Annotated in this window: 24 protein-coding genes; 15 read left to right on the forward strand and 9 right to left on the reverse strand. The window is 71.5% G+C overall.

What is annotated here, in order from left to right; genetic code table 11:
* The first annotated feature begins 65 nt into the window (after positions 1–65).
* Together PGN25_21100 and PGN25_21105 are read left to right on the forward strand one after the other, a co-directional pair.
* On the forward strand, positions 66–569 hold the full coding sequence (locus tag PGN25_21100; GenBank protein ID MEH3120010.1) for a pyridoxamine 5'-phosphate oxidase family protein: 504 nt from the start codon (positions 66–68) through the stop codon (positions 567–569).
* A gap of 159 nt (positions 570–728) precedes the next feature.
* Positions 729–2,027 (forward strand): nicotinate phosphoribosyltransferase, encoded by a 1,299-nt coding sequence (locus PGN25_21105; GenBank protein ID MEH3120011.1) that lies wholly within the window; start codon positions 729–731, stop codon positions 2,025–2,027.
* Positions 2,028–2,210: 183 nt separating this feature from the next.
* Here PGN25_21105 and PGN25_21110 read toward each other — a convergent pair whose 3' ends face one another.
* The 3 genes from PGN25_21110 to PGN25_21120 all read right to left on the reverse strand — a co-directional run bounded on the left by PGN25_21110 (position 2,211) and on the right by PGN25_21120 (position 5,093).
* Positions 2,211–2,486, reverse strand: a complete 276-nt coding sequence (locus PGN25_21110) for a type II toxin-antitoxin system VapC family toxin (protein ID MEH3120012.1) — start codon at positions 2,484–2,486, stop codon at positions 2,211–2,213.
* Between the two features lie 144 nt (positions 2,487–2,630).
* On the reverse strand, positions 2,631–2,897 hold the full coding sequence (locus PGN25_21115) for a plasmid stabilization protein (GenBank protein MEH3120013.1): 267 nt from the start codon (positions 2,895–2,897) through the stop codon (positions 2,631–2,633).
* 591 nt (positions 2,898–3,488) lie between these two features.
* Complete coding sequence (locus PGN25_21120; GenBank protein ID MEH3120014.1) at positions 3,489–5,093, reverse strand: TROVE domain-containing protein; 1,605 nt, start codon at positions 5,091–5,093, stop codon at positions 3,489–3,491.
* Between the two features lie 1,058 nt (positions 5,094–6,151).
* Here PGN25_21120 and PGN25_21125 point away from each other — a divergent pair.
* The 4 genes from PGN25_21125 (at position 6,152) to hisN (ending at position 10,684) form a co-directional block, all read left to right on the forward strand.
* Entirely contained in the window at positions 6,152–6,463 is a 312-nt protein-coding gene (locus PGN25_21125) for a helix-turn-helix transcriptional regulator (protein MEH3120015.1), read from the forward strand.
* A gap of 53 nt (positions 6,464–6,516) precedes the next feature.
* Positions 6,517–7,239: a 5-oxoprolinase subunit PxpA gene (locus tag PGN25_21130; protein MEH3120016.1), complete on the forward strand. Its 723-nt coding sequence runs from the start codon at positions 6,517–6,519 to the stop codon at positions 7,237–7,239.
* 366 nt (positions 7,240–7,605) lie between these two features.
* Entirely contained in the window at positions 7,606–9,636 is a 2,031-nt protein-coding gene (locus PGN25_21135; GenBank protein MEH3120017.1) for an AI-2E family transporter, read from the forward strand.
* Between the two features lie 256 nt (positions 9,637–9,892).
* Positions 9,893–10,684 (forward strand): histidinol-phosphatase, encoded by a 792-nt coding sequence (gene hisN / locus PGN25_21140; protein ID MEH3120018.1) that lies wholly within the window; start codon positions 9,893–9,895, stop codon positions 10,682–10,684.
* Between the two features lie 197 nt (positions 10,685–10,881).
* Here hisN and PGN25_21145 read toward each other — a convergent pair whose 3' ends face one another.
* Positions 10,882–11,868: an alpha/beta hydrolase gene (locus PGN25_21145; GenBank protein ID MEH3120019.1), complete on the reverse strand. Its 987-nt coding sequence runs from the start codon at positions 11,866–11,868 to the stop codon at positions 10,882–10,884.
* 182 nt (positions 11,869–12,050) lie between these two features.
* Between PGN25_21145 and PGN25_21150 the strand changes: the two genes are divergently transcribed.
* Positions 12,051–12,521, forward strand: a complete 471-nt coding sequence (locus PGN25_21150) for an Hsp20 family protein (protein MEH3120020.1) — start codon at positions 12,051–12,053, stop codon at positions 12,519–12,521.
* 335 nt (positions 12,522–12,856) lie between these two features.
* On the opposite strand, the gene PGN25_21155 is transcribed toward PGN25_21150, so the two are convergent.
* From PGN25_21155 to PGN25_21165, 3 genes are read right to left on the reverse strand one after another with little or no spacing between them, the layout of a single operon-like run.
* Positions 12,857–13,159 carry a hypothetical protein gene (locus PGN25_21155; GenBank protein MEH3120021.1) on the reverse strand — a complete coding sequence of 101 codons (303 nt, stop codon included), beginning with the start codon at positions 13,157–13,159 and terminating at the stop codon, positions 12,857–12,859.
* 45 nt (positions 13,160–13,204) lie between these two features.
* Complete coding sequence (locus tag PGN25_21160) at positions 13,205–13,612, reverse strand: cupin domain-containing protein (GenBank protein MEH3120022.1); 408 nt, start codon at positions 13,610–13,612, stop codon at positions 13,205–13,207.
* Positions 13,609–14,049: an RNA polymerase subunit sigma-70 gene (locus PGN25_21165; GenBank protein MEH3120023.1), complete on the reverse strand. Its 441-nt coding sequence runs from the start codon at positions 14,047–14,049 to the stop codon at positions 13,609–13,611. The genes PGN25_21160 and PGN25_21165 overlap by 4 nt, the downstream gene beginning before the upstream one ends.
* Before the next feature lie 231 nt (positions 14,050–14,280).
* Here PGN25_21165 and PGN25_21170 point away from each other — a divergent pair, with 231 nt between their 5' ends.
* Complete coding sequence (locus tag PGN25_21170; protein MEH3120024.1) at positions 14,281–15,150, forward strand: Kdo hydroxylase family protein; 870 nt, start codon at positions 14,281–14,283, stop codon at positions 15,148–15,150.
* 389 nt (positions 15,151–15,539) lie between these two features.
* Here PGN25_21170 and PGN25_21175 read toward each other — a convergent pair whose 3' ends face one another.
* Complete coding sequence (locus PGN25_21175) at positions 15,540–16,649, reverse strand: AI-2E family transporter (protein ID MEH3120025.1); 1,110 nt, start codon at positions 16,647–16,649, stop codon at positions 15,540–15,542.
* Between the two features lie 233 nt (positions 16,650–16,882).
* Here PGN25_21175 and PGN25_21180 point away from each other — a divergent pair, with 233 nt between their 5' ends.
* The 7 genes from PGN25_21180 to PGN25_21210 all read left to right on the forward strand — a co-directional run bounded on the left by PGN25_21180 (position 16,883) and on the right by PGN25_21210 (position 22,353).
* Positions 16,883–17,371 (forward strand): hypothetical protein, encoded by a 489-nt coding sequence (locus PGN25_21180; protein ID MEH3120026.1) that lies wholly within the window; start codon positions 16,883–16,885, stop codon positions 17,369–17,371.
* A 369-nt stretch (positions 17,372–17,740) separates the two neighbouring features.
* On the forward strand, positions 17,741–18,037 hold the full coding sequence (locus tag PGN25_21185; protein ID MEH3120027.1) for an acyl carrier protein: 297 nt from the start codon (positions 17,741–17,743) through the stop codon (positions 18,035–18,037).
* 28 nt (positions 18,038–18,065) lie between these two features.
* Entirely contained in the window at positions 18,066–18,530 is a 465-nt protein-coding gene (locus tag PGN25_21190; protein ID MEH3120028.1) for a beta-hydroxyacyl-ACP dehydratase, read from the forward strand.
* Positions 18,527–19,672, forward strand: coding sequence for a beta-ketoacyl-ACP synthase (locus PGN25_21195; GenBank protein MEH3120029.1), 1,146 nt, complete (start codon positions 18,527–18,529; stop codon positions 19,670–19,672). The genes PGN25_21190 and PGN25_21195 overlap by 4 nt, the downstream gene beginning before the upstream one ends.
* A gap of 283 nt (positions 19,673–19,955) precedes the next feature.
* Complete coding sequence (locus PGN25_21200) at positions 19,956–21,242, forward strand: beta-ketoacyl-ACP synthase (protein MEH3120030.1); 1,287 nt, start codon at positions 19,956–19,958, stop codon at positions 21,240–21,242.
* A complete protein-coding gene (locus PGN25_21205; protein ID MEH3120031.1) occupies positions 21,239–22,015 on the forward strand; it encodes an SDR family NAD(P)-dependent oxidoreductase in 777 nt (258 codons plus the stop codon). The genes PGN25_21200 and PGN25_21205 overlap by 4 nt, the downstream gene beginning before the upstream one ends.
* A 50-nt stretch (positions 22,016–22,065) precedes the next feature.
* A complete protein-coding gene (locus PGN25_21210) occupies positions 22,066–22,353 on the forward strand; it encodes an SH3 domain-containing protein (protein ID MEH3120032.1) in 288 nt (95 codons plus the stop codon).
* 236 nt (positions 22,354–22,589) lie between these two features.
* Here the strand turns inward: PGN25_21210 and PGN25_21215 are convergent, their stop codons facing one another.
* Positions 22,590–26,255, reverse strand: a complete 3,666-nt coding sequence (locus tag PGN25_21215) for a PAS domain-containing protein (GenBank protein ID MEH3120033.1) — start codon at positions 26,253–26,255, stop codon at positions 22,590–22,592.
* Positions 26,256–26,423: the final 168 nt, after the last annotated feature.

Here is a 26,423-nt window from a genome sequence, read left to right on the forward strand (position 1 = left end):
GGCGGACCGCCGTCGGCCTCGGCCGGCCCGGCTCACACGATCGCCGACAACGGAGTAAGGATTCCATGCACCAGGGCAACCATCGCGACCACGAGGGTGCGAAGAGGCTCTTCGAGCTGACCCGGGACGTCAAGGTCGCGATGCTGACCACGGCCGACCCGGACGGCACCCTCAACAGCCGCCCGATGTGGAACAACGAGATCGACGAGAACGGCGACATCTGGTTCTTCACCAAGCTGCACAGCCCGAAGACCGCCGAGATCGGCCGCGACAACCAGGTCAACCTCGCCTACGCGGACCCGTCGAGCCAGACCTACGTCTCGATCGCCGGCAAGGCCGAGGTGATCCGCGACCAGAGGCTGATCGACGAGAAGTGGCAGGAGAGCCTCAAGACGTGGTTCCCCAACGGCAAGGGCGACCCGGAGGTCGGCCTCATCCGCATCCACCCCGAGCAGGGCGAATACTGGGACAGCCCGTCGAGCACGATGGTCCACCTCTACGGCTACGTGAAGGCCTCGCTCACCGGCGAGAGCCCGAAGACCGAGACCAGGAAGGTCGACCTCGCCTGATTCTTTTGTGACCGGGCCTCGCGCCCATCCAAGTGACGTTCGGCGCTCCCGTCCCCGGCGGGGGCGCCTTTTTCGTCACGCGGCTTCGGACCGGACGGCGTTGATCGCCGGAGCGATCCGCCCCAAGCTCGGGCGATTGTCCCCGAACACGGACGGCCCATGATCGACCTCGCGAAGCGGGTCTACGACCACAACTTCCGCATCGACCCGATCGTGCGGTCGCTGCTCGATACGGACTTCTACAAGCTCCTGATGGCGCAGACGATCTTCCGCCGTCACCGCGACGTGGACGTCACCTTCGCGATCCAGAACCGCACGCGGAGCGTGCGGGTGGCCGACGCGATCGACCTCGGCGAATTGCGGGCGCAGCTCGACCACGCCCGCACGGTCGGCTTGAGCCGGGGCGAATCCACCTGGCTTCGCGGCAACACCTTCTACGGGAAGCGCCAGATCCTCTCATCCGAGTTCATGGCGTGGTTCGAGGACTTCCGCCTGCCCGACTACGCGCTGGAGGTGCGCGACGGGCAGGTGGCCCTCACCTTCCACGGCCCCTGGGTCGAGACCACGATGTGGGAGGTGCCCGCACTCGCGATCCTCAACGAACTGCGCTCCCGCGCGGTGCTGCGCGGCTTGGGCAAGTTCGAGCTTCAGGTGCTCTACGCCCGCGCCATGACCCGGGTCTGGGAGAAGATCGAGCGCCTCAAGCGCCTGCCGGACCTGTCGATCGCCGATTTCGGCACCCGGCGCCGCCACGGCTTCCTGTGGCAGGACTGGTGCGTGCAGGCGATGATGGAGGGGTTGGGCGAGAAAGCCTTCCTCGGCACCTCGAACTGCCTGATCGCCCTGCGCCGCGAGGTCGAGGCGGTGGGCACCAACGCCCACGAGTTGCCGATGGTCTACGCCGCGCTCGCCGGCGGCGACGACGACGCCCTCGCCCGGACCCCCTACGCGGTGCTCGCCGACTGGCAGCAGGATTATGCCGGCAACCTGCTGGTCGCCCTGCCCGACACCTACGGCACCACCGGCTTCCTCGAACACGCCCCCGACTGGCTGACCGCCTGGACCGGCCTGCGGATCGATTCGAAGGAGCCGATCGAGGGCGGCGAGGAGGCGCTCGCCTTCTGGCGTTCCCGCGGCTGCGACCCGCGCGAAAAGCTGGCGATCTTCTCCGACGGGCTCGACATCGACGACATCGAACGCATCCACGCGCATTTCCACGGCCGCATGCGGATCGGCTACGGCTGGGGCACGCGGCTGACCAACGATTTCCGCGGTCTCGTGCCGGAGGGGCGGCTCGACCCGATCTCGGTGGTCTGCAAGGTGACGGAAGCCGGGGGGCGCCCGACGGTGAAGATCTCGGACAACCCGAGCAAGGCGCAGGGGCCGGCGGCGGAGGTGGAGCGTTACAAGCGGGTTTTCGGGGTGGGGGAGCAGGCGGCGATGGCGGTGGCGGTGTAGATGACCTGCCAACGTCTCATACCGTTTCCGCTTGATCGCTTCGGGTTTGGCCCCCCTCCGTCATCGCGAGCGGCCGCGAAGCGATCCAGGGCGCGACAGGTCCGGAAAGGGCGCGCCCTGGATCGCCACGGCTTCGCCTCGCGATGACGCAGGAGAGGCCGAACTCATCAACCGGATGTCGTATCATGCCGCTTGCCAAGGATCGATCACGTCGATGCCGCAGCCCGAAAACCCTCCGATGTCCCGGGTCGCGATACGGAATCCTGCCGCGGCGGTGATCGCGGCAATCAACGCATCGAACCCTTCGATCGGTCGCCCCATCCCACGCCGTAGCGAGACGATCCGGGCATAATGATCCGCGGCGCGATCATCGAACGGCAAGACGTGTCCGGCGAATTCATTTTCGAAGATTGCCGTGACAGCCGCACGGATCCCATCCCGACGGCGCCCCAGGGGCAAGAGGGCGGACCCGTAGAGAAGTTCGGCTCGATTGATGCTCGTCGTATTAAAGCGCGGATCGTGGCTGAACGGCGAGCCAGCCGAGAACGCGCGGATCAGGGACCGGCCGTATCAACTCGGAGATGACGTTGGTGTCGAGGACGATCATTCCTCGAGACACGGCGGATCGCGGAGCGTCACGACCGGATGCTCGTCGAGTTCGATGCCGCCGAGATGGGCCACGCGGCGGCGGATCGCCGCCGCGAGATCGAGACCGGTGCCGTCCTCCACGCGCAGGCCGTCCTGAAGTATCGCCTGAGCCTCCGCCTCCACGGAACGACCGCTCCGAGCCGCCCGCACGCGCAGCCGCTCCCGAAGCGTCCCGCCGGGATCGCGGATGGTGAGGCTGGTCGATGGTCGCGAAGAAGCCATGTCGCGTTTGTAGGAACGATTGCGGAAACCCGCAACGACAGCGCGACAGGAGGCGCCGGGCTTCCCACCCGGCGCCGCCCTCACTTACCGTCCGCGGCAGCCTTCACCCGCTTCTCCGCCGCCATGCGCCGCCACGGCGCGTCGGCCTCCCCCCGCATCAGCGCGTCCATGTGAGCGATCACGGCGGCCGCGTTCGCCCGCTCGGCTTACCGTCCCGGCGTCGAGGAGGACGCCGAACTCGAGCCCGTTCGTGCGCATCGGGATCGGGTCGGCCGAGGGCTCGACGTCGCGCAGATGCGCGAGGATCGCCGCGTCGTCGGCGCCCTCCGCGCGCATCGCGTCGGCGATGGAAGCCGCCCGCCTGAATCCACGCGCCCGGCCGGAAGCCCGAGGCGATGGGATCGCGTCCGTCGATCGCGGTCATGGTGCCGCTCCGTCTTCTTGCGGTGTCGTCCCGTTTCCGGTGATCCGATCGGATGTCCCCCTCTCCCCGCACGCGGGGAGAGGGGCTCCGTGCGGAACCGAAGCGTGCGACGGGAAACCGTCGCGGGCGGGGCGGGCGGCCCACGGCGAGCCGTCCGCCCCTCTTCGTCATCCGCGGATGAAATCCGCGATCAGCGCGGGCGCCGCCGTGTCGAAGCCGACGACGTCGAGCATTCCGGCATCGTCCGGGTCGGCGATGCTGAAGCCGTTGGAGACGAGCCCCACGACCACGAGCCTGGCCGGAATCCCGGTCTTCTCCCGGTATGCCCGCAGCGCCTCGACCGGATGGACCGGGCCGGCCCAGGTCTCCGAGTCCGTGTAGACCACGAACGCGTCGGCCTTCACGCCCCGCTCCAGCGCCCACCGCATCGGCAGCGAGCAGTCGGTCGCCCCGAAAGGCAGCCCGTCCGCCACGGTCGCCGCCTGATCGAGCCGCATCGACGGCCCGATCGGCAGCGTGGTGAGGGCCGCGCCCGCCTGCCAGTCGCGCCCGTCCTCCGCGGTGAAGGCGAGCGTCTGCCAGTGCTCCTCGGTCGCCGCGGTGACGAGCGCCATCGCGGCCGCCGCCTCGCGGGGCGTCAGCGCGGAGCCCGCGACGCTGCCCCAGCCCATGGAGCCGGACACGTCGAGGGCGAGCACGAGGCGCTTGCCCGTGGGCTCCACCGCCGCGAAGGCGGTGTAGAACGCCGCGTTCAACGCCTCGACGACGGCCGCCACCGGCTCCCAGGAGAGCCGGCCGCGCTGGCCGCGCCCGGACGCGTAGGTCTTGAGCGCCACCAGCAGTGCCATCGGGTGCAGGCGCGCCTTCAACAGGCGCTCCCGGTCCGACAGCACGCCGACCACGTGCTCGGTCGCCGCGGTGAAGGGCGCGAGCGCCCCCGCCGCGGTGAGCCGGCCGAGCTGGCGCACGAGGGCGCCGACCGGCATGCGCTCGATCAGGGCCTCGTTCACCGCGCGGCTCGTGAGCAGCCCCGTCGGCAGCGCCTCCCAGGGCAGGTTGTGCGAGCGCACCTGCGCCGCCGCGAAGGCCCCGTCGACGCCCTCCGCCTGCACCGCGGCGAAGGCGTGGACGAGGGCGGGGGTCTCCTCGGTCAGCGTCCAGCGGCAGATCCAGTCGAACAGCGCCTTCCGGGCCGGCTCGTCCGTCTCCGGATGGGCCAGCCGCAGGAGGTCGCGGTGCGACCAGCCCTGGCGGGCGCGGACCTTCACCGCCTGGTAGGCGAGCGCCTCCACCGGACGCGCCCGGTACCAGTCGCCGACCGCCCGCCGCAAGCCCCGGCCCCAGCCGCGCATCGCCTCGACGGCGCCCGCGAACTGGAACAGGTGCGTGCCGGTGCGGCAGACCCGGGGCAGGGCGGCGAGCGCCACCCGGCGGGTCGCCTCGGCGTCCGCGGAGGCCGCGAGCGCGAGGGCGAAGATCGCCGGATCCTGCTTCGGGGCGCGGCCCTCCTCGCTCACCGCGACGATGGCCGCGACCGCTCGCGCCCCGTCCTCACGGATGCAGCGCATCACCGCGACCGCGTTCTCCCGGGAGAGAGGCCGCTCGCCCGCGTAGTACGAGCCGCCCTCCGCGCCGAGCACGAGGAAGCGGTCGAGCCGCGCCCAGTCGCTGACCGCGAAGGCGTGGCCGCCGGCCGAGTTCGGCACGGTGCGGAGGATCGGCTCCGACTGCGGGGTGCGCCGGAGCGAGAACAGCTTTCCATCGTTCAACATCGCTCGCTCCTTTCTCCGCGGGGTTTTTTTGGGACTTGCCCCGAGGCTCGTTGCGGCCGCGCGGTCGTGGATGTTGCGAGGGGCTCCAATGCCTTGCGACGTTCGGGATTCGAACCCCAGGACCAGATCATCCTCGCAATCCGGCCCGCGCGGCCGAATTCTTCTCATCGTTCCAGCGGCCGTGCGGGCATGGTGGGAGAGACAGAGAACCCGCTCTCGCGGCGTGCGTCGCCCGTCCGCCACCCAGGCATCGGACCTCGCGGCCCCGTGGGATTCGAACCCGGCCTTCCGGCCGACGATCACCTGCCTCCATCGGCCCGGCGGGAGTCGAACCCGCGACCCCCTCATGAAGAATGACAACCTTGCCGCGAACGGCCCCGCGGTCGTGGATGTCGGGGACGGGTTTTCCTGAGCTACGGGCGTGACGCCCGGCGGAGCTCGAATCCGCGACCTCCGCGGCGGGTGCCGCGGCGCTCTGACCGGTAACCGTGTCCGTTCGGCCCGCAGGGACCGCCGGGATGGGGATGGGGATGGGGGGATTCACGGCCGAACCGGAGCGGCGGCCACGCGGGCATGGGGGTGCGGACGGGCATGTCCTTGCGGACAACCGAGCCCTCCGCCCGGAGGCGTCAGGCGTTCGATTCCCTGAGATAACCGTCCGCTATCGGCCCGCGTGGCCGACGATCGCGCGTGCGACCGGATACGGCCGCATCGACCATGGCCGCTCGGACCCTGGACGGGCGAAAGCGGCGACGCTGAGGTCGTCGTGTTTCATGCCTTGCTCCGTCGAGGCGGGGCCAACGGGAGACGCGGACGTGTGAAGGGGCGATCGGGGCTTCACGGGACAGGTGATAACCGAACGCCGACCGGCCCGCGCCGGTGATCTTTTCGAGTCGTGAACCGGACGTGGCGCGAACGGGCGAGGACCTTCCCATGCGGGCAAGCGGTCACGCCCGTTCTCCGGTCCGGCCGAACCGATGGGCCGGGGATACGGGCCCGCCCCGTCTGCGTCAACCGCAAACTTGAAAATTCTTTCAGCTTCGCCCATCTCCCGCCTCATGATCCCATCCGCCATCACCCCTGCCCAGATCCGCGCCGGACGCGGCCTTCTCAAATGGACCCAAGGGGTTCTGGCGAGCCGCGCCAGCATCTCCGCCGTGACCCTGAACATGATCGAGAGCGATCAGGTCGCACCGCGGACCAGGACGCTCGCCGCGATCCGCTCGGTGCTCGAAGGGGAGGGCATCCGCTTCATCGGCGACGACGAGGAGGGCTACGGCGTCGTCATGCGGCGCAAGCCGCCATCGGACGACGAAAGTTCCGGGGCAGCGCAGCCCCAGGCGTCGCCTTCCGTGCGGGCCGCCGAGTGAGCGCCCGCATCGATCTCAACGCCGATCTCGGCGAGGGCTTCGGCCCCTGGCGCATGGGCGACGACGCCGCGCTCCTCGACATCGTCACCTCGGCCAACGTCGCCTGCGGCTTCCACGCGGGCGACCCCGACATCATGGTCGAGACCGCCGCGGCGGCGCGGGCGCGGGGCGTGGCCATCGGCGCCCATCCGGGCTTCCCGGATCTGCGCGGCTTCGGCCGGAACCGGATTCAGGAGAGCCCGAGACGGATCGAGCGCGACGTCGCCTATCAGATCGGCGCGCTCCAGGCCTGCGCCGCCCTGGCCGGCGCCCGCCTCACCCACGTCAAGGCGCACGGGGCGCTCGCCAACCTCTCCAACGAGGACGAGGCCGTGGCCGAGGCGCTGGCCCGCGCCGTGGCCGGGGTGGATCGCGGCCTCGCCCTGATGGTGATGCCGGGGCTGCCCGCCGAGCGGGCCGGCGCGCGGGCCGGGCTGCCCCTGGTGCGCGAGATCTACGCCGACCGCGCCTATGCCGAGGACGGGACGCTGAGCCCCCGCTCGGCCCCCGGCGCGGTGATCCACGACGCGCAGGACGCCGCCGAGCGCGTCGCCCGCATGGTCGGGGAGGGGGCGGTGTTCACGCCGGGCGGCCGCCGCATCCCGGCGGCGATCGACACGGTCTGCGTCCACGGCGACAACCCGGCGGCTCTGGCCATGGCCCGGGCGGTGCGGGCGGGGCTGGAGCGGGCGGGCCTTGCCCTGCGCCCCTATGGGGAGATCCGAGGGACTGTCTGACCACGGCGATCCTGTTCGCAGCCTCATCCCGAGGGGCAGGCGGCAGGTTCCCGGTCATGCCGTTTCCGATCGATCACTTCGGGTTTGGCCATCCTCCGTCCTCGCGCGCGGCCGCGAAGCGATCCAGGGCGCGGGCATGTCCGGAAAGGGCGCGCCCTGGTTTGTCACGGCTTCGCAAGGACGCAGGACAGGCCGAACTCATCGACCGGATGGCGTATCGGACAGGCTCCGAGTGGAGATCCGGACGCAGCCCCCTCGCCACGGCGAAGTTTGCGGGATCGAATCCGGCCCGCTCACGGTTTCTCGAATTCAGGTGCCTCCGGGCGCCGGCCTTGAGCGTCGCGTTGCAGGGAAGCCCGGCCCGAGATGAAGCGTATGTCCCCCGGCGAAGGCTTCGTCGCGCCGCCGCATCCGACCCGCGTCGCCGCCGCCGAGGCGCCCCGCGGCCCGCTCGCCTCCTCGCTGATCGTGTTCGCGATCATCGTCGCCGGCCTCTCTCTCGGCCGCGAGGTGCTGATCCCGATCGCGATCGCGGTGCTGCTGTCCTTCGTGCTCGGCCCGCTGGTGAATTTCTTGCGCCGCCTGCGGTTGGGGCGAGCGTTTGCGGTGCTGGTCTCGGTGCTGTTGGCCGCCGGGATCATCGCCGCGCTCTCCACCGTCATCGGCGTGCAGGTCGCCGAACTCGCCCAGGACGTGCCGCGCTACCAGCGCACCATCGAGCGCAAGGTCGAGGGCCTACGGACCGGCATGCTCGGCCGGACGATGGACTACATCGCCAACATCAACCGGGCGATCCATCAGGGCGGCGAGGAGAGCAAGGAGGCGGCCGGGAAGGCCAGGCCGCAGGCCGCCCGCGACAGCGCCCGCAGGACCGAGCCGGAGCCGTCGAATCCGGTCCTCGTGCAGGTGGAGGAGCGCCGGCCGAGCCCGGTCGAACTCGCCGGCACCGTGCTCTCGCCGGTGGCGCAGCCGCTCGCCACCGCCGGCATCGTCCTCGTGGTGCTGCTGTTCATCCTGATGCAGCGCGAGGATCTGCGCGACCGCCTGATCCGGCTCGCCGGCTCCAGCGACCTCCACCGCACGACGGTGGCGATGGACGACGCGGCGCGGCGGCTCTCGCGCTACTTCCTCGGCCAGCTCGCCCTCAACTCCGCCTTCGGCATCGTCATCGGCGTCGGGCTCTGGATCATCGGCGTGCCGAGCCCCGTGCTGTGGGGCATCTTCGCGCTGGTGATGCGCTTCGTGCCCTATATCGGCGCCTTCCTCTCGGCGGTCCTGCCGATCGCCCTCGCGGCGGCGGTCGATCCGGGCTGGAGCATGGTGGTGGCGACCTTCCTGCTCTTCGCCCTCGTCGAGCCCGTCGTCGGCCAGATCGTCGAGCCGCTGGTCTACGGCCACTCGACCGGACTGTCGCCGTTCTCGGTGCTGGTCTCGGCGCTGTTCTGGACCTGGCTGTGGGGACCGGTGGGACTCCTGCTCTCGACGCCGCTCACCGTCTGCCTCGTCGTGCTCGGGCGCCACGTCGACCGGCTCGAATTCCTGGACGTGCTGTTCAGCAACCGCCCGGCGCTCACCCCGATCGAGAACTTCTACCAGCGCATGCTCGCCGACGACCCCGAGGAGGCGCAGGAGCACGCCGACCTGATCCTGCGGGAATGCTCGCTCTCGGCCTATTACGACGACGTGGTGCTCAAAGGCCTGGAACTCGCCGCCCGCGACGCCGCCCGCGGCGTGCTCACCCCCGACCAGAAGGACGGGATCCGCGCCTCGATCACGGCGCTGGTGGAGGATCTGGAGGAGCGCGAGGACCGGCTGCCGGAGGCGTCCGACAAGGCCGCGCGCCCGATCCCGGACGGGGCGGGCGAGGGCGCCTGCAAGAGCGACCCGATCCCCGAGCCCGATCCCGACGCCCTGCCCGAGGCGTGGCGCGCCGACGGGGCGGTGCTCCTCGTCTCCGGCCGCGGCTTCCTCGACGGGGCGGCCACCGCGATCGCCGACCAGCTCCTGCGCAAGCGCGGCTTCGGCACGCGGCCGGTGCCCTTCGCCGAGGTCGCCCGGGTGCGCATCGACGACTGGCATCCGGGGCCGGCCCAGGCGGTCTGCGTGATCTCGCTGGCGCTCACGGGCGAGCCCGCGCACCTGCGCCGCCTCGTCTCGCGGCTGCGCCGGAAGCTCGACGCCGTGCCCGTCGTCGCCGGCCTGTGGCGCCTCGACGAAGCGGTGCTCTCCGACGAGGCTCTCCGTGCCAAGCTCGGCGCGGACGACCACGTCACCTCCCTGCGCGCCCTGATCGAGACGATCCTGGCCATGGCCCGTCACGGGGGCGGCGCCAACGCCCCCGAACGCCGCGACGCGGCCACGCCCCCGCGGCAGGCGCAGCCCAGGGCCATCGCTTGAAGCGATGGCCCTGGGTTCCTTAGCCAGCCTCAGTCGCCGGCGCCCGCCTCCGCGGACATCTCGGCCCCTTGGGCTTTCGCTCCGCTCGATGTTTGTCAGGACGAATGTCCTGACAAACCCGCTCCGCGCGGCGCTCTTCGCGCCGCGAAGCCGCTCAAGCGGCTTCGAGCGATGGCCCTGGCGCAACCCGAGCCGGCTTGACGCGGCGGCCTCCCGGCGGCTTCGTCGTCGGTGGTCACAGGGAGGCTGCCCCTCGATGAGCGTCGTCGATCTCGCCCGGTTCATGGAAGACCTCGCCACCCAGTCCGGAGCGGCGATCCTGCCGTTCTTCCGGGCGCATTTCGGCCTGGACGACAAGTCCCACGGGACGGGCCGCGCCTTCGACCCCGTGACCGAGGCCGACCGCGCCGCGGAAGCCGTGATGCGGCGGATGATCAAGGACCGGCTCCCCACCCACGGCATCCTCGGCGAGGAATTCGGCTCGGAGCGGGCGGATGCGGAATGCGTCTGGGTGCTCGACCCGATCGACGGCACCCGCGCCTTCATCGGCGGCCTGCCGACCTGGGGCACGCTGATCGGGCTCACCCATCACGGCGCGGCGGTGCGCGGCCTGATGCACCAGCCCTATCTCGGCGAGCGCTTCCTCGGCGACGGCAAGACCGCGAGCGTGCGTTCGTCCCGGGGCGAGCGCCGCCTGCACACCCGCCGCTGCGAGGCGCTCGCCGACGCCATCCTCGCCACCACCGATCCGCGCCTGTTCGAGGCCGGCGAGGAGGCCGAGCGCTTCCGGGCGGTCGAGGGACGGGTGAAGATGTCGCGCTACGGCACCGATTGCTACGCCTACTGCATGCTGGCGGCGGGCCAGATCGACCTCGTGGTCGAGGCGGGGCTCAAGCCCTACGACATCGTCGCCCTGATCCCGATCGTCGAGGGCGCGGGGGGGGTCGTCACCGGCTGGGACGGCGGCCCGGCCACCGGCGGCGGACGAATCGTCGCCGCGGGCGATCCCCGGCTGCACGAGGCGGCGCTGGGAATCCTCAACCCGTGACCAAGCCGTGAGGGTCCGAGCCTCATACGACATCCGGTTGATGACCTCGGCTCTCCTGCGTCATCGCGAGGCGAAGCCGTGGCGATCCAGGGCGCGACACCTCCGGATAGGGCGGCGGCCTGGATCGCTTCGCATTCGCTCGCGATGACGCAGGAGAGCCGAGGTCATCAACCGGAAACCGTATCAGGGCCTCGCACTCAAGCGACGGCCCCGGCCCGGGGCTCCTCGGCCGCCGCCCGAGCCCCGTGGCCGGGCACGAAGGCGTCGAAGGCCGCCCAGAAATCGGCGCGGATCGCCTCGCACTCGGTCAGGATCTCGTGGCGGGCGCCGGGCAGCACGATCAGGTGCCCGGTCTTGAGCCGGGCGGCGAAGCGCTCGATCGCCGGGGTGCCGCACACCGGGTCCGCCCCCGCCGCGACGATCAGGCAGGGCGTGCGGATCCGCCGGATCAGGGCCGGGTCTTCCAGCCGGCGCATCGCCCGGTAGGCCGAGGCGAGCCAGGCGATGGTCGGATCGCCGACCGCGCCCGCGCCGACCGCGTGGGCGGCCGCCGCGTTGCGGGCGTAGCGCACCGGGTCGGTCGAGAGGCGGTTGCCGGCAAACGGCTTCGTCGCGATCGAGACGGCGCTGCCGAACGGGATGTAGGCGCGCCCGAGCCCCAGCCGGTGGAGACCGCGCGCGAGCAGCGAGGCGCCCGCCGGCCAGCGCACCATGCGGATCGCCAGCATCGGCGCCACCGCGACGAGGCGACGGAACGGCAGCCAGCCCTCCGCCGCGCCGGTGAGCGCCACCGCCCCGCCCATGGAGTGCGCGAGCCCGAAATACGGCTCGGGCGCGTGCGGCACGAGCACCGCCTCGGCGATCGCCCGCAGGTCGAGCCGGTAGTCGTCGAAGCGGCGGACATGGCCCTTGCGGGCGTCGCGCACCTGCCGCCCGGAATCCCCCTGGCCGCGCCAGTCGAAGGCGACGACGCAGAAGCCGCGGGCGCGCAGGTCGGCGATCGTCTCGAAATACTTCTCGATGAACTCGGCCCGTCCCTGGAGCAGGCAGACCGTGCCCTTCACGCCCCGCGCCGTCGGCTGCCAGGTCGCGGCCCGCAAGGGCACGCCGTCGGCGGTCTCGACGGGCACGAGGCGGGCGCCCGGCGGCACCGGGTTGTCGGGGGTGGATCGCAGCGTCAGCACGGTCGGCTCGTCCCCGGAATCGTTTTCGAAAAATTCGCGCGCGATCCCCGCAAGCAGACCCTTGCGCGGTTTTTGCTCCCCACCGATATCACGGGAGCACCGGCCGAGACGGCGGTGCGATGGTCCGGCCCCCGGGCGGACCCGAAGACCCACGACATGTTGCTTCTTCTGGAGGATGTGTGATGCGTCAGTTCGATCTGGCTCCCCTGTACCGCTCCACCGTCGGTTTCGACCGCCTGTTCGCGGCCCTCGACGGCTTCGTGAGCGCCGAGGCCGCTCCGACCTACCCGCCCTACAACATCGAGCGCACGGGCGAGAACGTCTACCGCGTCACCGTCGCGGTGGCCGGCTTCACCGAGGCCGACCTGTCGATCGAGGTGAAGGAGAACGCCCTCACCATCAAGGGCGAGCGCAAGGCCGCCGAGGGCAAGCCCGCCGAGGTGCTCTACCAGGGCATCGCCGCCCGCGCCTTCGAGCGCCGCTTCCAGCTCGCCGACCACGTCCAGGTGACCGGCGCCGTGCTGGAAAACGGCCTCCTCCACGTCGACCTCGTCCGCGAGGTGCCGGAGGCGAAGAAGCCGCGCCGCATCGAGATCGCCGGCCGCGCGTCGAGCCAGCCGGTGATCGAGGGCTCGGTCCAGCAGGCGGCCTGACCGCCCGGCCGCGAGGCCGACCCCGCGGAGGAGCGCCCCGGCCGCCGTGGCCGGGGCGTTTTCGTGTGCGGTCGCGTCCCGGACGCCGACCCTGTGGAGAGGGACCGAAGGCGTCGCGCCAGGCTCTTGTTCTTGCATCGTCTTTTCAGACAAGCCGGAGGCCACCTTTCGGGACGACGCTCCAGGTCCATCGACGTCGCGGCGACTGGATCGCTTCGCTGCCGCTCGCCATGACGGCGTGAGAGGACCCGCCCCGTCGTCGCGCGGCGAAGCCGAAGCCATCCGGCAGCGCGACGCTGCCGAACGGGCCGGAACCCCGCTCCCGAGCCGGTCCTTCAAAAATCCCCGAAGCGGTCGCCGCGGCCGGGCTCGTAGCAGGTGTAGCCGACGAAGCAGCCCGGCGCGTCGCGGGTCGGCACGAAGGCGCGCCGGCCGATCTCGGTCGCCTCGCAGAAGGAGCGGTCGCGCACGAAGCGGTCGAAGGTCGCCCCGCCGGTGCCGAGCACCGCCGCCCCCTGCCGCTGCACCACGGCGCGGGCCTGGGCGCAGGTGAGGGTCGTCGCCGAGGGGCGCTGCGCCAGGGCCGGCCCGGGGCCGGCGGCGATCAGGATCGTCGCGGAAACGAGGACGCGGCGCATGACGTGGGCCCGGGGACGACGAGGATGCCTCCGCGACCGCGCCGGTCACGGATGGATCCCGTCGAGATGCGGCAGCAGCACCACGCTCTCCTGCTCGTTCGGATCGGTGCGGGCGATGATCGCGGTGCAGGGCTCGCTCGGGCTCGGGTTGTAGGGCAGGTGGGGCACGCCGGCCGGGATGTAGAGGTACTCGCCGGGCTTGAGTTCGGCGTGGTGCTCCAGCCGCTCGCCCCACCACATGCGGGAGACGCCCGACACGGCGTAGATCGCGGTCTCGTGGCCCTCGTGCTTGTGGGCCCTGGCGCGGGCACCGGGCGGGATCGTCACGATCTGCAGGTGGATGCCGGTCGCGCCGACGGATTCCGCCGAGATGCCGGGGGCGTAGGACAGGCCCTGCTTGCCGGTGAAGGCCTCGCCGGGGCGCACCACCCGGCACGGCGCCTCGTCCGTCATCGCCACAGATCTCCGAACACGAGTTGCCCCTGGGGCGCGGCCGGCTTCCGGGCGACCCGCGGCGCCTCCTTGCGGGGCGACGGCTTCGGACGCGGCTTCGGGTCGGCGCGCATCCGCGCCTTCGCCTTGTCCCGGGCCGCCGCCTCGGGGGCGTGGGGATCGTCGTCGAGCCACTTGCCGCGCTTGATCACCTCGTTGACCCGGCCCTGGTTCACCCCGACCTTGAAGGCGATCTCCTGCTGGGTCATGCCGGTGGAGGCGTGCAGTTCCAGGATCGCCCGGGCGAGGTCGGGGGTCATCTTCCGGCCGGTGATGCGCCGGGCCGGGCGGATCGTGCGGGTCTGCCGGTCGCGCTCGCGCAGGCGCTCCAGCAGGGCGAGCGCCATGTGCATGCCGTGCTCGCGCAGGGCCTCCTCGAATTCCTTCAGCGTCGCCATGGCCGGTTCCTCGTCCAGGAGCGGACGGTCGGCGGGAAAACGCCGCGTCCGGGCCTCAGGTTGCCGCCGAAGGAGACGCGCGCGCGGGAGGCGGGGCAAGCGGGCGGGATGCCTCGTCCACCGCAAAACGGCCGGGCCGCCCCGCGGAGGCCCGCGGCGGCTTATCGTGTTGGCAGGGCCCGAGCCGGTCGGCTACATCGCGCCCTATCATATCGTGCGAAAAGGCCAGCCATGATCAGCCCCGTCCTTCCCGTCTCCCGCACCGAGGCGGCACCGGGCGCGCCCGGCCTCGTCGAGGCGCTGGAGAGCGGCTCGGTCCTCGTCTTCCGCGACCTCGACTTTCCCTTCGACGCCTTCGAGCGGCGCTTCGTCGAGCGCCCCTTCGCCGACGGCAAGGCCAAGAACGTCTCGATCCGCGGCGAATCCGCCGAACTGCGCGGCGCGGCCGGGAGCGAGGAGGAGCAGGCCCGCCTGCGCGCCCTGCTGGTGCGCTACCGCCGCTTCGCGCAAGACCTGATCGACACCGCCCTGCCGGCCTATGCCGGCAAGGTCTCGCTCGCCGGCACCTCCTATCGGCCGTTCGACGTCGACCGGCGCAAGCTGAGCTGGCGGCGCGACGACACGCGCCTGCATGTCGACGCCTTCCCCTCGAACCCGATCGGCGAGAAGCGCATCCTGCGCATCTTCCGCAACATCAACGCCGAGGGGCAGCCGCGGCTGTGGCGGGTCGGCGAGGATTTCGGCTCGATGGCCGAAAGATTCCTGCCGAGGCTCCCGGGCTATTCCGGGCTTTCGGCGGGCGTGCTGGCGGCGCTGAAGATCACCAAGGCCAAGCGCTCGGAATACGACCACCTGATGCTGCACCTGCACGACGCCCTGAAGCGCGACATGGACTATCAGGCCAACGCCCCCCAGGCGGACGTGCGCTTCCAGCCCGGCGAGACCTGGGTGACCTTTTCGGACCTGGTGATGCACGGCGCCATGGGCGGGCGCTACATGCTGGAGCAGACCGCCACCATCGCGGTGGCCGATCAGGCCGACCCGGAGAAGAGCCCGCAGCGGATTCTCGCGAAGAAGCTCGGCCGGCCGCTCAGGCACTGAGAGCCTGTTTGACTGCGATGATCCCATCTCGCCCCTCATCCTGAGGTGCCGCGTGAGCGGCCTCGAAGGATGCTCCAGATCCCGCGCGATTCCTGGAGCCCCCTTCGAGGCCTCCGCTCCGGCACCTCAGGATGAGGGTTCAGGATGGGAGCAGGGCATTCCTCTCGCCTTGCCGTTGCCCGACGAAGACACGGTGGCCGGTCAAATAGGCACTGAGAGTCCGCCGCATCACCGCGAGGCGGATGCCCCTGCGATCGCGGCATGGAGCGGGACCGCTCGGATGCCCCTTCCGGGGCCGAAGCGGTCCAGTGCGCCGCCTTCTCCGAAAAGGTCGCGGGGTCCGAGGCGCGGCACTTCCGTTCGCGATGACGCCGTAAGCAGCGGACCGGTCAGCCGGACGCAGCCTCTTCCGCGCCGTCCGTAAAGTCCCGCCACAGCAGGATCAGCGCGGCCATCACCGCCGGCCCGACGAACAGGCCGAGCAGCCCGAAGGTCTCGACGCCGCCGAGGATGCCGAGCAGCACCCACAGGAACGGCAGGCGGGTGGTGCCGCCGATCAGCGCCGGGCGCACGAAGTGGTCGGCGACGAAGGTGACGACGAAGCCCGCCGCCGCCACGACGAGGGCGGGAACGACCGCGCCGCCGGCCAGCAGCAGGACGGCGGCGAGCCCGAAGGCGAGCGGAGCGCCGAAGGGGATCATCGCGGCGACCGCCGTCAGCGCCCCGAACAGCACCGGGTGCGGCACGCCGGCCAAGGCGTAGACGATCCCGAGGAGCACGCCCTCGCCGAGCCCGACGAGGACGAGCCCGTCGACGGTGCCGTGCACGGAGGCCGCCATCTGGCGCGCGACCCGCTCGCCCCGGGGGCCGAACAGGCGCCGGCTCGCCCGCAGCCCCTGCGCGATCACCGCGTCGCCCTCGCGGAACAGGAAGAACAGCGTCAGCAGACAGAAGCCGAACAGCACGACCCGGTGGACGAGGCCGGCCCCGAGGGTGCGGGTGAGATCGCGGTTCGAGGCGGTGTTGAGCCGCTCGGTCAGTTCGTGGGCAAGGCCGGCATGGGCGAGATGGTCGTTCCACCACGCCGTGACGGCGGCCGAGCCGTAGGGCAGGCGGGCGACGACATCGGGCACGGGGATGCCGGAGCGCTCGGCCTCCCGGGCGTAGTCCAGCAGATCGCGCGCCTCGCGCAGGGCCTCGACGGCCAGCACCGCGATCGGCAGCAACAGGGCGAGGGCGACGGCGGCGGTGAACAGGGCCGGCCAGAGCAGGTTGCGCCGCCCGGGCGGAAACCGGCGCCGGGCGCGGGCGAAGAGCGGCCACAGGGCGATGGCGAGCACCACGGCCCAGACCAGCGCCCGCAGGAAGCCGGACAGGATGGTGAGCCCGAGCCCCAGCAGGGCGGCCACCAGCAGCGCACGGAAGAACGCCTGGGCAGGGGAGCGCCCCGCGACGCCATCGCGGGCGGCGCCGGGATCGGATTCGTCCACGCCGTGCATCGACCGCCTCGTTCCGCTGACCGCCGCGTGCATCGTCCCGGCGGCGCAGGCAACCTATGGCGGCTGCGCAGGGTTCCACGGCCCGCCCGACAATGCGGCCGCACGCCTTCTTTTCAAGAACGAATTGCGAACAAATGCTTGACCGCCGATGAGGCCGCGCCCATTGTTCATGGAACGTTCCGAACCGATTCGCCACTCGGTCTTTCCGGAACCCATCGAGCCAGGAGGCTTCCATGATCGAGATCGGCTTCGAAGACGACCTGCTCGACCGCCCGGAAGCGCCTGCGCGGCGACCGGCGCCGGACCGGGACTGGCGGATCCTCGACGACGGCCTCGAACACCGGGCCAGCGGCTACTTCATCGCCCGCGAGGAGATCGCGGGCCGCCGCGGCGACGGGCTGTGGACATGGCCGATGCAGCTCGCCGAGAAGGCGTGGTGCGCGCCGCCGAGCTTCCGCCGCGTCTTCATGGCCGCGCTCGACCGCTACGGGATCGCGTCGGACGAGGGTCTCACCCGCTCCTTCGCCCTGGGCTTCGGCATCCGGGATGCCGGGCAGCGGCACGACGACCGCTTCGTGGCCTTGGGCGAACTGGTGCGCCCGCGCATGCCGGAGCGCAAGCGGCCGCTGCCGGCCGAGGGCCGCCGGACCGGCCGCGAGCGTCCCAGGCAGGGGGCCGATACCCGCGCCCCGGCGCTGGATCTCAGCCGCTCGGCGGGCTGAACCGGCCGGCCGCGACGGAGCGCGACCCAGGCTCCGAACGCGGGTCGACAGCGAGCCGCCCGGATGCCGAGTCGCCCGATCCCGCGTCCTCCCTCGTCGCTCCGGGGGCGCCGACAAGCGAACCCGGATGACGGGTCAGGTGACAGGAGCGGTCTCCAAAGGCCGTCGCTTCGCGTTCGGCGCCTTGGGAGCGTGACGCCCGAGGTTGCCCGCGCTCCACCGCTTCGTGTAAGGGGTCGCAATCTTTCAGACGCGCCATCGGGAACCGGCGGCGATGCGGGGCCGCGGATCGGCTCGGGCGCCATGGGGCGTGCCGCGCGAGGGGTCGGCGACGCCGGACACGAAGAATCGAGAAAGCGGCCAGCCCTTATGTCGAACGAGACCGCCACCTTCGACCGCGTCGCGGACATCATCGCCGAGACGGCGGACATCCCACGCGACAAGATCACGCCCGAGAGCCACGCCATCGACGATCTCGGCATCGATTCGCTCGCCTTCCTCGACATCGCCTTCGCGGTCGACAAGGCCTTCGGGATCAAGCTGCCGCTGGAGCGCTGGACCCAGGAGGTCAACGAGGGCAAGGTGCCGGCCGAGCAGTATTTCGTGCTCAAGAACCTCTGCGCCCGCATCGACGGGCTGGTGGCCGAGAAGGCCGCCAAGGCCTGACGCGGGCAGGCCGAGGGCGCTGACCGCGATGCGGCTCGAATATTTCGAGATGATCGACTCCGTGGTGCGGCTCGACCGCGCCGCCGGCCGTATCGAGGCGCGGGCGCTCGTCCCCGAGGCGAGCCCGGTCTTCGAAGGGCACTTCCCCGGCCATCCGCTGGTGCCCGGCGTCCTGCTGACCGAGACCATGGCCCAGGCCTCCGGCTACCTCGTGCTGGCCCATCTCGACTTCGCGCAGATGCCCTTCCTCATGGGCGTCGACAAGGCCCGCTTCCGCTCCTTCGTCGGCCCCGGCGCCGCCCTCGACATCACCGCGAGCCTGGAGCACGACGGCTCGGGCTACGCGGTGACGAAGGCGGCGATCCGGCACGAGGGCAAGGCGCTGTGCGACGCGGAATTGCGGTTCCGCACCATGCCGTTCCCTGCGGGGCTCGACGCGCCGATGCGCGAGCGCGCCCGCAGGATCGGCCTTCTCGACGGAGCGCAGCCGTGAGCCGCCGGACGGGCCGTGATGTCGTCGTCACCGGCATCGGTCTGGTCTCCTGCGCCGGCGAGGGGATCGAGGCGCACCTGGCCGCCTTCGCCTCGAACGATCCGCCGCGCACGGATGCGGAGACCTTCGCACCCTACCCGGTGCATCCGGTCGCGCCGGTGACGCTCGATACGCAAATCCCGAAAAAATCCGACCAGCGGCAGATGGAGCCCTGGCAGCGGCTCGGCGTCTACGCCGCCGGGCTCGCGCTCGATTCGGCCGGGGTGAAGCAGGACGCGGCCTTCAAGTCGGCGCTGCCGCTCATCGTGGCGGCGGGCGGCGGCGAGCGCGACTATGCGGTCGACGGGGCGATCCTCACCGGCCTGCGCGGGGCCGCCGAACCCGGCGCCTTCCTCAACGAGCGGTTGCTGAACGACCTGCGGCCGACCCTGTTCCTGGCCCAGCTCTCGAACCTGCTCGCGGGCAACATCGGCATCGTCCACGGCGTGACCGGCGCCTCGCGCACCTTCATGGGCGAGGAATCGAGCGGCGTCGACGCGCTGCGCATCGCCCATGCCCGCATCGCCTCGGGTCAGGTCGAGACCATGATGGTCGGCGGCTCCTACAATGCCGAGCGGCCCGACGTGATCGTCGTGCACGAGATGGGCGGCTTCCTGCTCACGCCCGCCTATCGGCCGGTCTTCGAGCGCGGGGCGGACGGCCGGGGCGGATTCGTCCTGGGCAGCGCCGCGGCCTTCCTCGTGCTGGAATCGGCCGAGCACGCGACGGCGCGCGGCGCCAAGGCCTTCGCCCGGCTGATGCCGGTGGCCAACGACCGGGTGGCGCGCGCGCCCGGCAGCGTCTCCGCGAGCCTGGCCCGTCTGATCGGCGAGGCCGGCGTCGAGCGGCCGGACGTGGTGCTCTCCGGCGCCACCGGCCTGTCGGACCTCGCCGGGGAGGAGATCGCCGGCATCCACGCGGCCCTGCCGGGCGCGGGCATCCGGGCCACGGGCGACATGATCGGCCACCCGCTGGAGGTCGCGGCCCCTTTCGGCGCGGCGCTCGCGGCGGCGCTCTGCGCGGTCGGCTCGGCCGGGGAAGTGGCGGTCACCTCCGTCGGCCACCGCCGCGGCGAGGGCGTGATCCGCGTCGTCAAGGTCTAGAGCATCGTCCCGAAAGGTGGCTGCCGGCTTTCGGGACGATGCGGGAACGAGAGCCCCTCGTCGGCCACCGCCCTCCACCGGATGCGGGCGGGCCGAAAAGATGGTCTCATACCGTTTCCGCTTGATCGCTTCGGGTTTGGCCCCCCTCCGTCATCGCGAGCGGCCGCGAAGCGATCCAGGGCGCGCCCTGTCCGGAAAGGGCGCGCCCTGGATCGCCACGGCTTCGCCTCGCGATGACGCAGGAGAGGCCGAAATCATCAACCGGATGTCGTATAAGGCGCCGATGCCAGATCCCCGCTCCTCGTCCACCCACGACGCCCAAGGCCGCCCGCTCGTCGCGGTGACCGGCCTCGGCATCGTCACCTCGCTGGGCCGCGGCCTCACCGAGAACTGGGACGCGCTCACCGCGGGCCGCTCCGGCATCCGCTCGATCGCCCGCTTCCCGACCGAGGGCCTGCGCACCCGCATCGCCGGCACGGTCGATTTCCTCGACACCGACCCGCTGGTGGCCCCACTGCTGTCCGAGCGCTTCGCCACCGTCGCGGCCGAGGAGGCGGTGGCGCAGTCCGGCATCGGCGCGGGTTTTCCGGGCGGCCTGTTCGTGGCGGTGCCGCCGGTCGAGATGGAGTGGCCGCAGCGGCAGGCGCTGGCGGAAGCCGCGGGCGAGCCGGGCGCGGTGACCTATGCCGGCCTCCGGCGCGCGGCCGCGAGCCGGCGGTTCGACGCGTGGCACGACCTGTTCATCTTCGGCACGGTGGCCGACCGCCTGGCCGACCGCTTCGGCACCCGCGGCTCGCCGATCTCGCTCTCGACCGCCTGCTCGTCGGGCGCCACCGCGATCCAGCTCGGCGTCGAGGCGATCCGCCGGGGCGAGATGGAGGCCGCGCTCTGCATCGGCACCGACGGCTCGGTGAACCCGGAATCCTTGATCCGCTTCTCGCTGCTCTCGGCGCTCTCGACGCAGAACGACCCGCCCGAGGCCGCCTCGAAGCCGTTCTCGAAGAACCGCGACGGCTTCGTGATGGGCGAGGGTGCCGCCGCGCTGGTCCTCGAAAGCGCCGGATCCGCGCGGGTGCGCGGGGCGAGGATCCTCGGCTACGTGCTCGGCTGCGGCGAGAAGGGCGACGGCTTCCACCGCACCCGTTCCAGCCCGGACGGCGCGCCGGTGATCGCGGCGATGCGCGCCGCGCTCGACGATGCGGGCGTCGCGCCGGAGGCGATCGACCACGTCAACGCCCACGGCACCTCGACGCCGGAGAACGACAAGATGGAGGCGCTCGGCTGCTCGGCGGTGTTCGGCGAGCGGATGGCGCGGCTGCCGATCTCCTCCAACAAGTCGATGATCGGCCACACCCTGACGGCGGCCGGCGCCATCGAGGCGGTGGTGTCCCTGCTGACGATCCGGCACGGGCGCATTCCGCCGACCATCAACTACGCTCTGCCCGATCCGGCCCTGCGCCTCGACGTGGTGGGAACCGCCCGCGACACCCGCGTCTCGCGGGTCCTGTCGAACTCCTTCGGCTTCGGCGGGCAGAACACCTGCCTCGTCCTGGGAGACGAGCCGGCATGAGTGCGCAAGGCATGAGCGCGCGGAAGCAGTCCGTCCTCGTCGTCGGCGGCGCCTCGGGCCTCGGCGCGGCGACCGTCCGCGCCCTGGCCGGAGCCGGCTACGACGTCACCTTCACCTACCGCTCCTCGCCGGAGCGGGCACGGGCCCTCGCGGACGAACTCGCCGGGGCGCACGGGGCGGGCCGCATCGAGGCGCGTGCCCTCGACCTGTCGGACCGCGCCGCGGTCGAGGCTTTCTGCGAGGCGGTCGAGGGCGAGGGCTTCTACGGCTACGTCCACAATGCCGGGCAATCGGCGGACGCGCTCGCGGCCATGTTCGACCGGGACCGGGCCGAGGCGGCGATGCAGGTCAACTTCTGGTCGATGACCCGGATCGCCAAGGCGCTGGTGCGGGGCATGATCCGGGCGCGCTCGGGCCGCATCGTCGCCATCGGCTCGGTGGCCGCGCTCCAGGCCAATGCCGGCAACGCGGCCTACGCGGCGACCAAGGGCGCGCTGATCGCCTATTGCCGGACGCTGGCGATCGAGTCGGCCAGGCGCGGCGTCACCGTCAACGTGATCGCCCCGGGCTTCATCGACACCGGGATGCTCGCCGCCTACGCCAGCCACCGCGCCGGGATCGAGCGCCAGATCCCGCTCGGGCGCTTCGCGGCGCCGGAGGAGGTCGCGGCGACGGCCGCCTTCCTCGTCGGCGCGGGCGGGGCCTACATCACCGGCGCGGTGCTGCCGGTCGATGGCGGGCTGACCGCGATGATGGGCATCCACCGCACCTGAGCCCCGGCGCTCCGTCCCTCCTGCCGACCCCTCGCCCCGATCTCCCACCCATGCCGCTGCGGCCGACACGTCTTCTCGCGCTCACCCTGCTCCTCGGAGCGGGTGACGCCGCGCGGGCGGCCGAGACCTTCCGGGTCGAAGGCCTGCCGCGGGACGACAGCCTCGCCATCCGCGAGGCGCCGGACGCGGGCGCCCCCGCCCTCGGGCAGATCCCCGTCGGGCGCCGGGTTCTCGGCTTCGGCTGCACCAACGATACGCCGAGCGGGCTGACATGGTGCCGGGTCCGGTTCGAACGCAGCCTCGGCTGGGCGCGGCGGCGCTACCTGACGCCGGACTGAGCCGGTGGCTCCTCGAGGCTGCGAACCCAGGTTGACGGGATGCGCCCTCCGGATGCGGCGGTCACCGCCGCGACGCCGGACGGTCCCATCCCCAACCCTCATCCTGAGGGGCCGGAGCGCAGCGGAGGCCTCGAAGGGTGCTCCAGGTTCCGCGCGATTCCTGGAGCCCCCTTCGAGGCCGCTCACGCGGCACCTCGGGATGAGGGTCGAGATGGGAGCACCGCAGTCGAACAGGCTCAAGGCGGCGTTCCCAGCGTATCGGCGAGAAAGTCGACGACGCGCTTCAGCTCGACCGGCTTCTGGAGCCGCTCCACGTCGGCGAAGTCCGGCGGGATCACGCCCTCGTCGTAGCCGGTGATGAACACGAACGGCGTCCCGCGCTCCCGCAACAGGGCGGCCAGGGCGAAGGACGGACCCGAGCCGAGGTTGATGTCCACCAAAGCCGCGGTCGGCGCGCCCTCGTCCAGCGCCTCGCGGGCCGCCGCCTCGCTCGGGCAGGGGCCGAGAACCGCGGCACCCGCCCTCCGCAGGGCTCGCGCCGTGTCGGTGGCGAGATAGTAGTCGTCCTCGACCACCAGGATGCGGTGGCCGCTCAAATCCGATTCTCCGCTCATGTCGAGCGCTCCTCCGAACACGGTCGCGCGCTGCGGGGCATCCGTTTCCAGGAGGCTGGCCCCCTCGCGCAGCGGGAATTCCAGGCGGCATCGCGCGCCCTCCGGCCCGATCTCCAGCCGGCCCTTCCCGCCCAGCTCGTAGGGCAGGCGGCCCTCGATCAGTTCGCGGCCGAAACCGCTCCGGACGGCCGGGGCCGGCCGCCGGTCCTCCCCCGGTCCGCCGGCTTCCGTCCAATCGAAGCCGAGCCAGGACTCGCCGCGCTTGCCGAAGGTCGTCCAGCGCACCCGCACGCACCCTTCCGCAACGGAGAGGGCCCCGTATTTCAGGGCGTTGGTCGCCAGTTCGTGGACGGCCAGCGTCAGGATCTCGGCGGCTTTGGGGGAGAGCTCGATCTCCGGACCGGACAGGTCGTACTGCTCCTCGCGCAGCGCCTGGGCGCTCACCTCGTCGTGCACGATGGTCGCCACGCGAACCCCGGCCTTGGCGGAACGGGTCAGCAGGGCCTGGACGCGGGCCAGCGTCAGGAGCCGCCCCCCCACGAGGGCGGCGTACTCGGACACCGTCTCCGCGCGCTCGCCGGTCCGGGCGACGATCGACCGGGTCACCGCCATGATGTTGCGCACCCGGTGCTGCAACTCGGCCAGGAGGACCGCCTGGTGCTCGATCAGGAGCCTGGCCTCGGTGATGTCGGAGGAGAGGCCGCCGATGCGCCTGACCCGGCCGGCCTCGTCGCGCAGGGGAAACAGGGTGCTGCGGATCCAGCGGAAGGCGCCGTCGCTCGGGCGCATGATGCGGAACTCGTTGCGCAGGGCCTCGCCGGTCCCCACCCGCTTCAGGTTGCCCAGGACCTGCTCACGATCCTCCGGAACCATGTGGCTGCCCCAGCGCCGCACGTCGCGCCCCAGCACGTCCGGCTCCACGCCGTAGACCGTCCGCAGCGCCGGGTTGACGAACTCCATCTCCAGCGTCTCCGCGTCCCGGATCCACAGAACGTCGGAGGAGGCCTCGGCGAACTGCCGGAAGCGCTCGTCGCTCTCGCGCAGGCGCAGCTCGGCCCGCTTGCTGCGCAGGGCGTGCCAGATCGCCGGTGCCAGCGCCTCGGCCGCCTCCAGATCCTCCGGCCGGTAGCCGCCCTCGCGGTTGCCGAGCCCCATGATCCCGCGCGTCTTCTCGCCCTGCTTCAGCGGCACGCCGAGGAACGCCTCGAGCGGAAAGCGGCCCTTCGGCGTACCGACGCTGTCGGGATGGGAGGCGGGATCGTTGACGATGACACCCTGACCGTCGCGCAGCACCCGCCCGTAGATGCCGTGCACCGCGAGCCCCAGCGTCACCCAGTCCTGCGGCAGACCCGCGGAGGCGGCGGGATGCGCCGCGTGCAGGGCCCGGCTCCGGTCGCTGAAGAACAGGGCGTCGAGACGCCCGGTCGCCTCGTCGATCTCGCCCATGAAGCCGATGGCGCTTCCCGTCAGCTCTTCGGCGACTTCGAGGGAGATGCGCGCGAGTTCCTCCTCCGAGGAGGCGCCGAGGGTCTCGCTGAAGACGCGGTTGATCGCCTGGAGGACGGCGTTGTTGCGCCTGACGCGCTCCTCGGCCTGGCGGCGCTCGGTGATGTCGATCGAGACGGCGACGAAGCGGTCGTCGCCGAGCGGCTGTGCCGAACTGATCAGCCAGCGGTATTCCCCGTCGGCGCGGCGGAGCCGGGCCTCGCGGATGAAGGGACGGCGCTGCGCCAGGGCCTCCTCGAAGGCGGCGACGTGGCCCTGCGCGTCCTCCGGGTGCAGGAACCTCTCCCAGCCGCGACCCGCGACGGAATCGAACCCCACGCCGAAGAAATCGAGATAGCGGTCGTTGACGAAGATCGTGCCGTTCGCGTCCGCGTCCCAGATCAGTGCCGGGGCGGCGTCGGCCATGGTGCGCATCCGGATGTCGGCCTCGCGCGCCGCCCCCTCCGCGCGTGCCCGCTCCATCGCCGCCCAGATGCGCTCGCCCGTCTCGCGGACCAGCGCGACCTCCGCCTCGCTCCACGCCCGCGGCTCGATGCCCATGACGCTGAGCGTCCCCACCAGCTCGCCGCCCTTGACCAGCGGCACGCCGATCCAGGCGATGAAGTGGTTGGCGCGCAGGATCGGCCGATCCGCCTCCGGTATCAGCGGGGATGCGTTCGCATCGTTCAGGGTCACCGGAAGCCCCCGCTCGTAGAGCGGCACGAACCAGCGGAAGAGCGAGAGGGGATACGTGCCGATATAGGATTTGAAAGGCCCGCGGAGGTGTTCGCACTCGACGACGAGGCGATTCTTCGCCTCGTAGATCGCGGAGTAATGCGTGCGGTCGGCGCCGAGATGTTCGCCCAGCAGGCGGCAGGCGACGGTCTGGATGGCGGTGGTGTCGGTCAGGGAGCGCAGCGCGTCGCTGAGCCTGAGCAGGAAGACCTGCTGCTCCTCGCGGGCACGCAGGGCCTGCTCGGCGAGCTTGTACTCGTGGATGTCCTCGCTCGCGCCGTACCAGCGGACGATCCGCCCTTCCGGATCGCGGCGCGGATAGGCCCGCGACCGCAGCCAGCGGTAGTCGCCCGCGCCGCACATGCGCACGCGGTACTGGAAGTCCATCGGCTCCCCGGTGCGGACACACGCCGTCCAGTGCGCCCGCATCGGGCCGCGATCCTCTGGATGCACCACCTCCATCCAACTGTCCCCGAGACCGCTGACGCCGGTCCAGTCATGGAAGCGCAGGGGTGCGGAATCCACCGCACCCTCGGGCGTCGCGGTCCAGGAAATCTGTGGATTGAACTCGATCGTGTGCCGGAGATGTTCCTCGCTCTCGCGCAGCGCACGCTCGGCCTGAACCCGGTCCGTCGTCTCGAACGCGGCGAGATAGACACCGACGACCGCCCCGCCTTCGTCCCTCAACGGCGTCCAGCTCGATGTGAACCAGCCGAGGGTCCGTTCGCCGACGGGATATTCCCAAGGGGTGTCGATCGTGTGGAGGCCCTCGCCCCGCAGCATCATTTCGACGATGTCGCGACCCTCGGGCGCAGGCCAGATCTCGATGAAGGGCCGTCCCAGCGGCGACATGCCGACGGCGCGGCTCATGGCGTCGAAGGCGTCGTTGAGGAGGATGGTGAGTTCGGTTCCCCAGGCAACGGCGGCAAGGAGTGGCGAGCCGAGCATCAGCTCGACGATGGTCTTCAAGCTCTGGGGCCAGATTTCGATCGGACCCAGCGGCGTCCGCGCCCAATCATGGGAGCGAATACGCTCGGCCATGCCGCCGCCGCGGGGCCAATCGTTCATCTCTTCTCGCATCTCCCGGCGTAAAGACACGCTTTTCCGGAAAAGTCACTCGCCATATTTCACAAATCCCGACCGGAATCCGGAAGGATTGAAGCGGGACGAGGTTCGAAGCACAAGCCGTCCGGCGCGATTCGCGCGGGTGCCGCCCCCGCCGCCGGCCGGGGCCTT

Source organism: Methylorubrum populi (genome assembly GCA_036946625.1).
Classification (GTDB): Bacteria; Pseudomonadota; Alphaproteobacteria; order Rhizobiales; family Beijerinckiaceae; genus Methylobacterium; species Methylobacterium populi_C.

Bases quoted from the DNA above. Each gene is read 5' to 3' on its own strand.
- PGN25_21100 (MEH3120010.1), top strand. From the start codon at position 66: ATGCACCAGGGCAACCATCGCGACCACGAGGGTGCGAAGAGGCTCTTC.
- PGN25_21105 (MEH3120011.1), top strand. From the start codon at position 729: ATGATCGACCTCGCGAAGCGGGTCTACGACCACAACTTCCGCATCGAC.
- PGN25_21115 (MEH3120013.1), bottom strand. From the start codon at position 2,897: ATGGCTTCTTCGCGACCATCGACCAGCCTCACCATCCGCGATCCCGGC.
- PGN25_21120 (MEH3120014.1), bottom strand. From the start codon at position 5,093: ATGTTGAACGATGGAAAGCTGTTCTCGCTCCGGCGCACCCCGCAGTCG.
- PGN25_21125 (MEH3120015.1), top strand. From the start codon at position 6,152: ATGATCCCATCCGCCATCACCCCTGCCCAGATCCGCGCCGGACGCGGC.
- PGN25_21130 (MEH3120016.1), top strand. From the start codon at position 6,517: ATGGGCGACGACGCCGCGCTCCTCGACATCGTCACCTCGGCCAACGTC.
- PGN25_21135 (MEH3120017.1), top strand. From the start codon at position 7,606: ATGAAGCGTATGTCCCCCGGCGAAGGCTTCGTCGCGCCGCCGCATCCG.
- hisN (MEH3120018.1), top strand. From the start codon at position 9,893: ATGAGCGTCGTCGATCTCGCCCGGTTCATGGAAGACCTCGCCACCCAG.
- PGN25_21150 (MEH3120020.1), top strand. From the start codon at position 12,051: ATGCGTCAGTTCGATCTGGCTCCCCTGTACCGCTCCACCGTCGGTTTC.
- PGN25_21155 (MEH3120021.1), bottom strand. From the start codon at position 13,159: ATGCGCCGCGTCCTCGTTTCCGCGACGATCCTGATCGCCGCCGGCCCC.
- PGN25_21160 (MEH3120022.1), bottom strand. From the start codon at position 13,612: ATGACGGACGAGGCGCCGTGCCGGGTGGTGCGCCCCGGCGAGGCCTTC.
- PGN25_21165 (MEH3120023.1), bottom strand. From the start codon at position 14,049: ATGGCGACGCTGAAGGAATTCGAGGAGGCCCTGCGCGAGCACGGCATG.
- PGN25_21170 (MEH3120024.1), top strand. From the start codon at position 14,281: ATGATCAGCCCCGTCCTTCCCGTCTCCCGCACCGAGGCGGCACCGGGC.
- PGN25_21175 (MEH3120025.1), bottom strand. From the start codon at position 16,649: ATGCACGGCGTGGACGAATCCGATCCCGGCGCCGCCCGCGATGGCGTC.
- PGN25_21180 (MEH3120026.1), top strand. From the start codon at position 16,883: ATGATCGAGATCGGCTTCGAAGACGACCTGCTCGACCGCCCGGAAGCG.
- PGN25_21185 (MEH3120027.1), top strand. From the start codon at position 17,741: ATGTCGAACGAGACCGCCACCTTCGACCGCGTCGCGGACATCATCGCC.
- PGN25_21190 (MEH3120028.1), top strand. From the start codon at position 18,066: ATGCGGCTCGAATATTTCGAGATGATCGACTCCGTGGTGCGGCTCGAC.
- PGN25_21200 (MEH3120030.1), top strand. From the start codon at position 19,956: ATGCCAGATCCCCGCTCCTCGTCCACCCACGACGCCCAAGGCCGCCCG.
- PGN25_21205 (MEH3120031.1), top strand. From the start codon at position 21,239: ATGAGTGCGCAAGGCATGAGCGCGCGGAAGCAGTCCGTCCTCGTCGTC.
- PGN25_21210 (MEH3120032.1), top strand. From the start codon at position 22,066: ATGCCGCTGCGGCCGACACGTCTTCTCGCGCTCACCCTGCTCCTCGGA.
- PGN25_21215 (MEH3120033.1), bottom strand. From the start codon at position 26,255: ATGAACGATTGGCCCCGCGGCGGCGGCATGGCCGAGCGTATTCGCTCC.